Here is an 11,862-nt window from a genome sequence, read left to right on the forward strand (position 1 = left end):
GTTGAAAAAATAAGCAACCTTTAGGCCTATGCGACAAACGGGATTTTTATGGCTCTTGCTGGTGGCGGTTACCGCGAATGCCCAGCAAAAAACGTATGACATTCGTTCGTTCGGCGCCAAGGCCGACGGGAAGACCATCAATACAAAAGCGATCCAGAAGGCCATCGATAAGGCAAGCGTTTCAGGGGGGATGGTGTTGATCCCCAAGGGGCAGTTCGTCACGGGGGTATTGACGCTTCGCTCCAACGTCACGTTATCCCTTGCATCCGACGCCGTCCTGCTCGGTAGCACCAATCGATTGGATTATGGTCCTCAAAACGCGATGCCGCTCCTCATGGCAGAGGGACAGCACGATATTGGGATTGTGGGCACCGGCACCATCGACGGACAAGGAGAAGCCTTGCTTAAAGACCTGTACGATAAATTGAAGGCGGGGACGATGCAGGACGCGGAATGGCAAACCCCCAATCCCTGGCACCAGGTGCGGCCCTCGGAAGAAAACCGGCCAAAGATCATCGGGTTTCTGCGCTGTACCGGGGTCACGGTCAAGGGGATTACCCTGAAGCACGCATTGGATTGGGTGGAAGAGTACAAAAGCTGTTCCGACGTGACCATCGACAGCATCCGCGTCGAAAGCAACACCTTTTGGAACAACGACGGTATCGACCTGGTGGACTGCAAGAACGTGCGGCTGACCAATAGTTTTTTTGACGCGGATGACGACGGGATTTGTCTGAAGTCGGAGGACCGGAACGACTCCTGTGACAACATCGTCGTAAACCATTGCACCGTGCGGTCCAGCGCCAGCGCAATAAAGCTGGGAACGGCCGCCAGGGGCGGGTTCCATCACATCACCATCAGCGACGTGCGGGTGTACGATACCTACCGGTCGGCCGTTGCCCTGGAATGCGTGGACGGCGGGCGTATGGAGGACGTGGATGTCCACGATATACACGCAACAAACACGGGGAACGCCATTTTTATCCGGCTGGGACACCGCAACAGGGACTCCGTCTATAGCATTGTCCGGCGTCTGCGGATCGCCCATGTCAGCGTGGAGGTGCCGGCGGGCAAACCCGATGCGGGGTATCCTATGGAGGGGCCGCCTGTTCCTTTTGAGCACAATATATTTCCTTCCTCCATTGTGGGGCTTCCGGGGCATCCGGTGGAAGACGTCGTGTTGGAGGATATCGCCGTCACATATCCCGGCGGCGGGACGCGGCTGGTGAACGCCGGACCTGTGCCGGAAAACCCCTCCGACTACCCCGAATTCTCCATGTTCGGCGAGCTGCCCGCCTGGGGCCTCTATGTCCGACACGCGAACGGTGTTACCCTAAAAAATGTTACCTTGACGGCGAAAACACCCGACTATCGGCCGACCTGTGTTTTCGACGAAACGAAATTCTAATATATGCCTCCCAAACACCCTGAGGTCCTTCTCATCGGCGCCGGTATCATGAGCGCCACCCTTGCGACCCTGCTCAAAGAACTTGACCCATCGATTTCCATCCACATCCACGAAGTCCTCGACAAACCCGCAGAAGAAAGCTCCAACGCCTGGAATAATGCAGGGACGGGCCATGCCGCGCTTTGCGAGCTCAACTATACCCCCGAGAATGCCGCCGGCGGGATCGACATTGCGCATGCGCTGGAGATCAATACCCAGTTCGATCTTTCGCGGCAGTTCTGGTCTTATCTCGTCAAAAAAGGACGCATCGCCGATCCGCAGGCGTTTATCCACCCCGTGCCCCATTGCAGCTTCGTACGGGGTGCGGACAATATGGCCTATTTAAAAAAGCGCTTCGAAGCACTTTCCGGGCACCACTTGTACAAGGGCATGGAATACGCAGATGACAAACAACAGCTCCAGGACTGGTTCCCCCTCGTGATGGAAGGCCGTGAACCAGGTGACGTCGTGGCGGCCACGCGGATGCGGACTGGGACGGATGTGGACTACGGCGCCCTGACCAAAATACTTCTCGACGGTTTCGACGTACACTACGGGAGCCGGGTACAGGACCTCCGGCGCCAGGGTGACCACTGGGTCGCCAAAGTCCGGGACGAAAAAACCGGCCACCACAGCGACGTCAAGGCGGACTTTGTCTTTATCGGCGCCGGGGGCGGTTCGCTCCACCTGCTCCAGAAATCCGGTATCCCCGAAGCCAAAGGCTACGCGGGCTTCCCGGTCAGCGGGGTCTGGCTTCGTTGCGACAACCCCGACATCGCTGCCCGGCACAACGCCAAAGTATACGGCAAAGCCGCGGTGGGTTCGCCACCCATGTCGGTTCCCCACCTCGATACGCGCAGGATCGAAGGCAAGACCTCGGTGCTTTTCGGCCCCTTTGCCGGTTTTTCGACAAAGTTTCTCAAACACGGGTCCTACCTCGACCTCTTCGGGTCCATCGACCTGGACAATATTTTGCCCATGCTCGCAGTGGGCAGGGACAATTATGCCCTGGAAAAATACCTTATCGGCCAGGTCCTCGAATCGATGGACGAACGCCTGGAGGCGCTCAGGGAATTTTTCCCCCAGGCACGCGCCGAAGACTGGCGGATAGAAGTCGCCGGTCAACGCGTCCAGATCATCAAAAAGGACCCCGAACACGGCGGCATCCTCCAGTTCGGAACCGAGCTCGTCTCCGCCGGTGATCATTCGCTGGTGGCCATGCTGGGCGCGTCCCCCGGCGCCTCCACCGCCGTGGCGATTATATGCCAGGTGTTGGAGCGGTGTTTTGGCCCCCGCCTCAAAGACGGCTGGGGACCCAGGGTCAAAGAAATGATCCCGTCCTACGGCCACTCCCTGATCGACGACGCCGCGCTGTGTACCAAGGTCCGGGCCGACACCGCGGCCGTCCTCAACCTCGAACACGCATGATACGCGCCTACCTCTTATATACCGGCCCCGACGGGCACTCCCATGTAACGGCGGGGCATATCCCCGATGGCTCGCTCACGGCGGCGACCTCCGTTATGTTTAAGGAAACGCCCGCGCACTCAACGCTGGATTGGCACAATGCGCCTTTTACGCAGTATGTCATCACCCTCGCGGGGGTACTGTCGTTTACCACCCATACCGGGGAGACGTTTTTGGTCCACCCCGGTGAGGTGCTGATCGCGACGGATGTGCGCGGCAGCGGGCACGAGTGGCGGCTCGTTAATGATGAGCCGTGGAGAAGGGTGTATGTGGTGTTCTCCGAAGGTGATGCGGTGCCGTTCGTGGCGGATCAAACATCCGGCGCATGAAGCGCCCCATGCTGGGCGGCGTCCTCCTGACCCTTGGTTTGCTGGCCCTGTTGTGCCTTTGCGGCAGCGCCTTCCTCCGCGGGCTCGGCTTGCGCAACCCGGTCGCCTTCACGGCCGTCGCCCGCAGCCTTTTTTGCGTGTGGGCCCTCGTCGTTTGGTGGCACGCCCGTAGCGTGGAAAAACAACCCCTCCTGCTTTGGAAAGAAGAGCGATTGACGGCGGGTGGTTACGTCTTGTCGATCCTGGGGCTCTTTGGCGCAGTGCTGGTGGGCGTTTTCGTGGAAAGCCTGCTTTTCAGGGCGACCCACTTCCATGAGGGGCTGGGGCCACGGATGACCCGGATGCTGGGGATACTCAAGGCACACCACTGGCTTATTTTTTACTCCGCCGTGATCGCCGGTGTCACCGAAGAACTGACGTTTAGGGGCTACCTCCTTCCGCGCCTGGACATCCTCACGGGGCGCCGCTGGGTGGCCGTCCTGGTGACGTCCATTTTTTTCAGCCTCGCGCATATCCAATACGGAACGGTCACCCAGGTCGCGGGCACCTTTGTGATCGGCCTGGTGCTGGCCTTGTACTACGAACGGTACCGGAACATCAAAGCGGCCATTGTTTTTCACGCGCTTTGGGACATAGGGGCGGTTTTTCTATTGTTGCACCGGCTGCACTAGAGCACCTGCTTCAAAGGCCGTTAACTTCGTCGCCTTCGTTTGGTCGCCGCCGTCCACCTTGATATTGGCACAAGCCGGGCCTTCCAGCCGCAGGAACACGGGCACTTTCGACAACACGCGGGTCGCCGTCAGCAACACGTCGCTGGAATCGATAATCCGTATCAGCGATTCCACGTTTTCGTCTCCCTGGGCGCTCAACCCGTTAACCGCCGCATCCGTCACGTGATCCATAATCAGCGCCGGCCGAAGTTCCGGGTTGTCCACCGTCAGGCGTATATTCGACAGCGTTAGGCCCTTGACGTTTCGTACGTACAACCCATAAGCCGGGGGAACCCCGATCTCGAAATACTCCCGCGCGATGGCCGGTACCGCGCGCACGGCAGCCTGTTCCTCCGTTCCCCCGCCCGGATAGTGCACGTGCACGTCTTCAAACGAAATGTTCTCTAAGTACGCCTCCCCCACACCGTTCAACACCATGCAGGAAAATACTTCCCCTGGCCGGTACCCGCTGGTAAACTCCGCCTCCCGCAATTGAACCGGTTTGACAACGGTGGCGTGTATCCCCGAAAACGAAATATTCCGCACCACGCCCTCCCCCTGGAGCCCTATGGAAATGGGCCCGGTCACGTCCCGCATCACGATGTCCGAGAAACGGATGTCCTCAAAACGGGACCCCTGCCCGCCGCGCATCTTGATGGGACAGCCATACGCCTCGTAGATCAGACAGTTCGACACCGTGATGTTCCGCGCTTCCCCACCCCCGAAACGGAACACCGACCATCGGGTGCTAAAGCTACAATTCGTCACCGTGATGTATTGACACGACCCAAAAAGCGCGCACGCATCGTCCTGACACTGCACGTCGCAGTTGCTCAGGTGCACATACCGGCAACTGATAAAATGAAACCCGTCGTTGTTGTGGATCACTTTGCTGTAGATGCGCAGCCCCCCCATTTTGATGTGTTCCGATTGGATAACCCTGATCGAATGATACGCGCATTTGTACAGGTAGATGTCCCGCACGGTCAGGTTGTTACATTTATGGAAAAGGAGGTGATACGGACGGTCGTTCCCCGTCCGCCCCGCCGGCGAGGGCAGCCCCCGGGCCGGGCTCCTGAATTGCGCGCCCTGCCCGTCGATCGTCCCTTTGCCCTCTATAGTGATATTGTCGGCGCCCACCGCAAAGATCAACCCGACGTTCCCGTCGTTCAGTGTCGTGTCCCCGCTCAGCGGTATCGCTTCCGCCGCCCGGTATTGCGTTCCATCGGCGCTCCCCACCAGCGTGGCCTGAGCGGCCAGGTGCAGGGTAACGTTACTCTTCAGTTCGACGGTCCCGATAACGAAACGGCCGGCGGGCACCAGGACGGTGCCGCCCAGGTCTCGCGTGCACGCGTCGATGGCGGCCTGTAAGGCTTTTGTATCCAGCGACGTCCCGTCGCCTTTGGCGCCGAAGTCGCGGATGTTGTAGAGGCGGGCGCCGAGGGCGTTGTCTGAGGCGCCGGCGCCGCGAATGGGGCCGAGGTCGGGGGCCGGGGCGGCGGTGCCGTGGCCCGCTGCCGCATCGCCGCCGCCGTGGCCCGCGGCCAGAGCGGCCGGCGAGCCGGCGCCATTTGCGGTCGCGCCGTTCGCCGGGTCGGCGGCCAACCCCGCGGTCGCGCCGGCGGCGAGCGCCAGCCAGCCGCGTCGTGAAAAAGTGTTGCTCATGGGCCCAAGTTCCTTCGCCGCGACGCGCCCAAACTCAGCGATTTTAGCAAACTATTGGCTTATAGTAGCAATCCTTCCGAATATATTTATGGAATGAAGACACTACTCGCCGCCTGTTTCGCACTTTTGACCGTCAGCGCCAGATCCGAACCCCAAAATGCAGACACGGACGTGCTCGATGTCGATAGTGTTGGACGGGCCGCTTTATTGCAGTTTACGGAAACAGAAAGGGATGCCTTTGTCAAGGCGAACAATGCGGCTATTGGAGAAGGGATAAGGCCGTTTTGGAACGCCTATAGGGCCAAAAAACTTCTTTTTGTCTCGGAAAACCCCGATGTACATCTATCACTTATTGTCTTTAAAGATGATATCGTACGGTATGGGCCGATGGAAGGAATATCCATGGACTCTTTGTGGAATTTTTACAATAAGTACCTGGCGGCAACCTATGCGCATTCGCCTGAAGACAGCAGTATCCGGGAATTGTTCTACTACAATACGCTATCCGTGGGTAAAAAGGCGCCTGCATTTGTTCAGGAAGATGTCCATGGCAACATGGTCGACCTGCGAAAAATAAAAAGCAGGTACATTCTTTTGAACTTTTGGGCCAGTTGGTGCCAGCCATGTGTGCAGGAAATACCCCAGTTTAATCATATCAGGAGTAAATACCCGGCTGATGTCTTGGAATTCATATTTGTTTCCGAAGATAAGGCCAAGGAAACAGAGGGCAAAGCTTCTTTAAAATATGGACATACATACGGGTTTCACTGTATGAGCAATGACAGCCTCCTTTTGAAATTTAATGTCAAGGGGATTCCAAAGACGTACTTGCTCGATAGAGAGACCGGTGTTATCCTATTTTTTTCTGATGGCACGTTGACGGACGATGCCATAATTAAGGCTCTAAACGCCACTCGCTAGTCCACGGAATCGTCGGCCCATCGTCCTTCCACTCTACTGGCAACCAGAGATACCGGCTGTCTTTTAAGTCCTTTGGGTTCCAACGGTCCGCGATAAAAATATAACTACCGTTGACGGGCAGGACATACGTGGACTGTCCCTCGAAGGTCCGGTCGGCGTCCACGCCCCGCATCGGGTTGCCCTGTCGTGTCCAGGGACCAAAGATGGAGGTGGCGGTATACAGGCTGGCCTTGTTGGGGGCCCAGCCGGTGCAGGCGCTGGTGATCAGGTAGTAGGTGCCGTTCCGCTTGAAAAGGGCGGGCGCCTCCTGATGGTCGCGGGCGATCAGGCTGTCTGCCGGGGTGACCGAGAGGTAGTCCTCCGACAGCCTTGCGATCCGCATATCGTAGTTCTCGCGGGAGGAATACACCTCGTAGGCCGAGCCGTCGTCATCCGTGAACAGCGTCATGTCCCTGGACATATTACCGTTGGGGCGGAAGCTGTGGACATAATGGTAGGGACCGGTGACCTTGTCGCTGACGGCCACGGCGGCCCGGGCGGCGGCGTAGCCTTTGTCCCGGAGTTCGAGGTGGAACCACATCACGTATTGACGGGTTTGGGCATTGTATAAAACCTTGGGGCGTTCCATAATGCAACCGCGGGCGATGTCGCTGGCGGTATCGGGGGAGACCGCCACGGCGAGTCCTTCGAATGCCCAGTGGTAAAGGTCTTTGGAGGAATACACGTTTACGCCCTGGGACTGGTGGCCGCCCCTTTTTTCGCCAAACCAGTAGTAGGTTCCTTTGTCGAAAAGGATGCCCCCGCCGTGCGCGTTGATGACGTCGCCCTTATCGTCGGTCCAGGTTTTGCCCGGGGTAAAGCTGTCGTCGGTCAGGTGATCCAGGATGGGATGATCCACGGTTGCCAGCTCGGGCAGCGCCACGCCGGTTTCGTCGAACACGACGACCTTGTTGTCGCCCTTGCGCAACCATTCCGCGGGTATATACAGCGTTTGCTGGGGACCGACGTACCAGTAACGGCCGAGGTGGTGGCCGTTGATCCATACACAACCTTTGCCCCAGGCGCTCATGTCGAGGTAGGTGTCCGCGGGCTTTTCCAGGTGAAAGGTGCCCGCGCTCAGCACGGGGGCGTCGCCGTTTAAGGCCGGCGCAGCGCGGTTCGCGACCGGCGCCGCTTCGACCGGCGCCGCTGCGGGTGCGCCAGGTGCGGGCAGTGACGCTGCGGGCACGATGCTGGCCGCGGACACGTTGGGCGCGTGGTCGAACGGCAGCCTATACATCCGCCACCCCCGCAACTCGCTTCCATCCAGCGTCACCCGCCCGGTGATGCCCTTTTCATTTTGCAAAAGGTACGGTCCAAAGTTGATCCGTCCCAGGTTCTCTACCAGGATGTCCAGGGTATCGGCCGCCTGAGCGGCGATGAGCAGGCTGTCCTGGTCCAGGCGACGGTCGAGCGTACCGATCCGCCGGCCGTTGAGGAAGACGAGCGCATAGTCCCGGAGCCCCCCGACCGTCAGAAGTCCGGTCGCGGTTCCCGGAAGGATGGTCCTATAGAGTACGAATCCATAAGCCTGGTTCAGGTCTTCGAATGTCAGGGGCGTTTGGTGGATCACCGGGGCCGGCAGGTGTGCAAAAAGACTTTCGCGCGCCGTCAGCCGGACCACCGGCAATGCTACCGCGGGTTTGATCGCCGGAACGGGCGGCAGCGGCGAAGAAACATGCCGTTGAATCACCGACCGGAAAGCCATATACTTTGCGGTGGGATTCCCGGCCTCGTCCAGGGGCGCGTCATAGTCATAGCTGCTCGTTTCGGGCTGATAGGGTGTGGAGCCTTTGTAGTTGGCGCCGTTCATAAAGCCCCGGGTGGTCCCCCCGTGGAACATGTACATGTTGATCGAGATTCCCGCGGACAGGACGGCGTCCAGAGACGGGGCGTAGTCCGCGGCGGGCACCGTATGGTGGGAGGCGCCCCACCAGTCAAACCACGCGGGGTACCATTCGGCGATATAATAGGGTCCCTTGCCGTCGTGGTTGGCGCGGATCAATGCCTTTACACGGGTGGTGTCGTCCATGCCGTTGACCGCGGGCAGGAGGGGGGAGAGGTGCCCTTTTTCCACATCCGGAGCGGGATCGCAGGTGTACAACAACCCGTCGAAACCCGCCTCGCGGAAAAGCCGGCGGTTGGTGTCGAGGTAGGCCTTGTCCGAGCCGTACGACCCGTATTCGTTTTCGATCTGGACCATCAGGATGTTTCCGCCGTGGTTGACCTGGAGGGGGGCTAGCTGGCGGCCGATGGCCATGATGTACTTTCTATATTCTTCCAAGTAACGCTGGTTGGTACTACGGACGACGAGGCCCTTTTCTTTTTGTAACCAATAAGGGTATCCACCGAATTCCCATTCGGCGCACACGTACGGGCTGGGGCGCAGGACGACCCAAAGGCCTTCTTCCCGCGCCATACGGACGTAGGCGGCGATGTCGTTGTTCCCGCTGAAATCGAAGTGTCCCTTTTCGGGTTCCTGCGCGTTCCAGAAGACATACGTGCCGATGGTGTTCAGACCCATGGCTTTTGCGGCGCGCATCCGGGCCCTCCAGGCTTCGCGGGGGACGCGGGTGTAGTGCATCTCGCCGGAGATCATCTGGAAGGGTTTGCCGTCCAGCAGGAAGGTGGAGTCGCCGAGGGCGAAGTGGTGGCGGCCCGTGATCGCGGTGGCTGCGCGGGGCGCGCCGGCCGCGGCCACCCCTCGCGGAAACGCCCCCACCTCCGGGTGCGCCGCATCCGCCCGCAACCTGAACCCCTCCATGGCGGAAAGCCCCTCGACGCCCGGTCCCACCGGCGCGCGGAACCCGGGAGCGCTTAAGATCGCGCCCGCATCGGCCGGCCGGTCAACAAACACTCCGTGATAGAGGTTATGCTCAAAGACCACATTCGTAGCCCGCCCCAGCGAAAACTTCCCCACGCCGGAATCCACAACAAAATCGTTATAGCGGAAAAACGTGCTGTCAGCGTAGCCGTGCCAATCGCTGAAGGCGACCAAGGTGCTGTCGGGCCGGGCGCCCGCGGCGCCCTGAGCCGAACCCGCGGTACCTTGAGCCGGACCCGCGGCGCCCCTGCGGGGCACATAGAACACATTATTGTACACACAAGCCCCGGAGGTTGGCCCCGCGAAGTGGACCAACGGAGAAAACCCGGCGTGCACACCGGTAGTGCGCAACCCGTCGTTGACGCTCACGTTGTACCGCACGATCGTCCCCCGGTTACCGGCGCTCCAGCCGGAGCTGGCGCTACCGTCGTTACAGACCAGCAGGAAACCACCTTCGTTGTCATGGCTATAGTTGTATTGAATAATGGTATTCCTGCAGTTCCAGTCGGCGTCGAAGCCCTGGCCATCCCAGGGCGCCTTGTGTCCGCTGACCTCGTTGTACTGTATGACGGTGTTGTCGCAGCTCCAGGGCCAGATGCCGGCGGCGGATTCCCCGTCGGGCAGAAGCCGGGTGGAACCGCGCATGATGTTGTGTTCGACCAGGGCGCCATCGCAACCGATGGGGACGATGCCGTCGCCCGGGACTTCTTCGATCAGGTTATATGCGATCCGCACGTGGGTGCTGGGAAACCAGGCCGTTCGGTTGGAGGACCCGCCGAGAATGATGCCGTTGCGCTCGCAGCGGCGGACGGTACAGTGTTCGATGAGCAGGCTGTCAAAACAGGAGCCTGTACCGGCATCGCAGGAGATGCCCGCGCCGCCGCCTTCTTTTTTTACCAAACTACCATTGACGTCGTGCACATCGAGGTGCAACAGGCGGATGTCGCGGGCGACGCCGAAGGAACTAAGGGACACCTCTACTCCAAAGCGGTGGGGTGCGCGCGAACCGCCGTAATTCGATACATCGAGGTCGCTCAAAACGACAGATGACGAATTAGACACAAACACGGCGGAAGAAAAGCGTCCGCCGCCTTCGATCCGCGGCTTGTCTCCGACGCCGTAGCGGCCGACGGAAACCCCGGTCACATCGTGCACCACCAACTGCCCCTCAAACCGCCGCCCGGCCCGTAGCAGCAACGTCTCCCCGGGAAGGAAGACGTGTGCATTGGCTTTTTCAAGGGTTCTCCAGGCGGCTGCGGGGGACGTGCCGGAAAGACGGTCATCCCCCCAAAGGGCATCCACATAATAAGCCTTTCGTTGGGCAAAGATCATCGAAGGAACAAAGCCGATCAGGGACAGAAGGAGGTGTTTCAACACTACAGATGTTTAGGGTAATTGTACAAAGTGACCTGGGTGGATTTGAAACCCTGGCCGGACTTTATGTAGTTCATAACGATCCCTACGGATACTTTGCTGGGCGCGGTCAGTTGAAAAGTAACGTATGGTTGCGGATTGTTGACGATAAGTTGGTAAGGGACCTGCGAGACGTTGCTATAATCGGGCAGGGTATCTAACCCGGGAGCCACCACGACATAGGTCGGATCGAGGGTGCCTTGCCATTTCCAGTTGCCGCCGGAGGGATCGAAGCCGTACGTTCCGGCCGGGAGCTGGATAGTTTGCCAGATCTTGCCGTTGTAGATCTGAGGGGAACCCCAGCCGGACTCCAGGTCCATGGTCGGGCCGTCCCCGTCGATCGAAAAACCGCCTTGCCCGTTGTGGCTGGTGGCCGCGGGGTTGGTGGTCCAGTCCTCCAGGCTGCCCCAGCGTGAACCGCTCATGGCGCTTGCGACGAAGGGATTGCCGGGGTTGAGGATGTACTGGCTCGTGACATTTACGGCGGGCCCGATGACGAGGCTGTTCACATTGACGACAACAATGGTCTCGCTGAGCGAAGTATCCAACGAATATTGCGTCGGATTGGCGATGCGTACGGCGAGCAGCAGATACTTGCCGACGAAGGCGGAAGCCTTTAGCGAAGGAATGTCGAGCGAAAGGTTAAAGCTCCCGGCGCGTGCGCCCGAGGCCACCGTGAGCTGGGAAGGCAGTGTATACATGGCCGCCGGCATCAGCTTGTACACTGAAGTGTCAAACGCACCCGCGGCAAACAGCTTGGCAATGGTATCATTGTCCACCTGCACGGCAACGGTATACGGCCCCGTGGACGGGCCGGACAGGCTGGCGCCTAAAAATATGTTCAGGCGCCCGGAGTCGATGGCATAGTTGTAGGTGGAGGAATCCGTACCCGAGGGCACGGCGTATTGGTTGTTCACCCCCCCGGACTGGAGGATGGCCTGGGGCATATAGATTTTTGAAAACCCGAATGGTTGCTTGGAATCGTCTTTCCTGCAGGAAATGACCCATAAGCACAGCAAGCAGAAGAGATAGTGTCGCATACGTAAA

8 protein-coding genes are annotated in these 11,862 nt (G+C 59.4%); 5 read left to right on the forward strand and 3 right to left on the reverse strand.

The window, feature by feature from the left end:
• The first annotated feature begins 28 nt into the window (after positions 1 to 28).
• Genes EDB95_RS15255 through EDB95_RS15270 form a run of 4 tightly spaced genes read left to right on the forward strand, consistent with a single transcriptional unit; the run spans position 29 to position 3,914 of the window.
• A complete protein-coding gene (locus EDB95_RS15255) occupies positions 29 to 1,408 on the forward strand; it encodes a glycoside hydrolase family 28 protein (RefSeq protein ID WP_133994664.1) in 1,380 nt (459 codons plus the stop codon).
• Positions 1,409 to 1,411: 3 nt separating this feature from the next.
• Positions 1,412 to 2,875 (forward strand): malate dehydrogenase (quinone), encoded by a 1,464-nt coding sequence (gene mqo, locus EDB95_RS15260; RefSeq protein ID WP_133994665.1) that lies wholly within the window; start codon positions 1,412 to 1,414, stop codon positions 2,873 to 2,875.
• Complete coding sequence (locus tag EDB95_RS15265; RefSeq protein ID WP_133994666.1) at positions 2,872 to 3,243, forward strand: cupin domain-containing protein; 372 nt, start codon at positions 2,872 to 2,874, stop codon at positions 3,241 to 3,243. Before mqo ends, EDB95_RS15265 begins: the two co-directional genes overlap by 4 nt.
• A complete protein-coding gene (locus EDB95_RS15270) occupies positions 3,240 to 3,914 on the forward strand; it encodes a CPBP family intramembrane glutamic endopeptidase (protein WP_133994667.1) in 675 nt (224 codons plus the stop codon). Before EDB95_RS15265 ends, EDB95_RS15270 begins: the two co-directional genes overlap by 4 nt.
• Here EDB95_RS15270 and EDB95_RS15275 read toward each other — a convergent pair.
• Positions 3,891 to 5,618: a glycoside hydrolase family 28 protein gene (locus EDB95_RS15275; RefSeq protein WP_133994668.1), complete on the reverse strand. Its 1,728-nt coding sequence runs from the start codon at positions 5,616 to 5,618 to the stop codon at positions 3,891 to 3,893. The two genes, EDB95_RS15270 and EDB95_RS15275, sit on opposite strands and share 24 nt — an antisense overlap.
• Before the next feature lie 93 nt (positions 5,619 to 5,711).
• On the opposite strand from EDB95_RS15275, the gene EDB95_RS15280 reads away from it, so the two are divergent.
• On the forward strand, positions 5,712 to 6,539 hold the full coding sequence (locus EDB95_RS15280; RefSeq protein WP_133994669.1) for a TlpA family protein disulfide reductase: 828 nt from the start codon (positions 5,712 to 5,714) through the stop codon (positions 6,537 to 6,539).
• On the opposite strand, the gene EDB95_RS15285 is transcribed toward EDB95_RS15280, so the two are convergent.
• Positions 6,514 to 10,776 carry a beta-galactosidase gene (locus tag EDB95_RS15285; protein WP_133994670.1) on the reverse strand — a complete coding sequence of 1,421 codons (4,263 nt, stop codon included), beginning with the start codon at positions 10,774 to 10,776 and terminating at the stop codon, positions 6,514 to 6,516. The two genes, EDB95_RS15280 and EDB95_RS15285, sit on opposite strands and share 26 nt — an antisense overlap.
• A gap of 2 nt (positions 10,777 to 10,778) precedes the next feature.
• Complete coding sequence (locus EDB95_RS15290) at positions 10,779 to 11,855, reverse strand: DUF5013 domain-containing protein (RefSeq protein WP_133994671.1); 1,077 nt, start codon at positions 11,853 to 11,855, stop codon at positions 10,779 to 10,781.
• Positions 11,856 to 11,862 lie beyond the last annotated feature (7 nt).

The organism is Dinghuibacter silviterrae, assembly GCF_004366355.1.
Lineage (GTDB): Bacteria > Bacteroidota > Bacteroidia > Chitinophagales > Chitinophagaceae > Dinghuibacter > Dinghuibacter silviterrae.

Bases quoted from the DNA above. Each gene is read 5' to 3' on its own strand.
- EDB95_RS15255 (WP_133994664.1), top strand. From the start codon at position 29: ATGCGACAAACGGGATTTTTATGGCTCTTGCTGGTGGCGGTTACCGCG.
- mqo (WP_133994665.1), top strand. From the start codon at position 1,412: ATGCCTCCCAAACACCCTGAGGTCCTTCTCATCGGCGCCGGTATCATG.
- EDB95_RS15265 (WP_133994666.1), top strand. From the start codon at position 2,872: ATGATACGCGCCTACCTCTTATATACCGGCCCCGACGGGCACTCCCAT.
- EDB95_RS15270 (WP_133994667.1), top strand. From the start codon at position 3,240: ATGAAGCGCCCCATGCTGGGCGGCGTCCTCCTGACCCTTGGTTTGCTG.
- EDB95_RS15275 (WP_133994668.1), bottom strand. From the start codon at position 5,618: ATGAGCAACACTTTTTCACGACGCGGCTGGCTGGCGCTCGCCGCCGGC.
- EDB95_RS15280 (WP_133994669.1), top strand. From the start codon at position 5,712: ATGAAGACACTACTCGCCGCCTGTTTCGCACTTTTGACCGTCAGCGCC.
- EDB95_RS15290 (WP_133994671.1), bottom strand. From the start codon at position 11,855: ATGCGACACTATCTCTTCTGCTTGCTGTGCTTATGGGTCATTTCCTGC.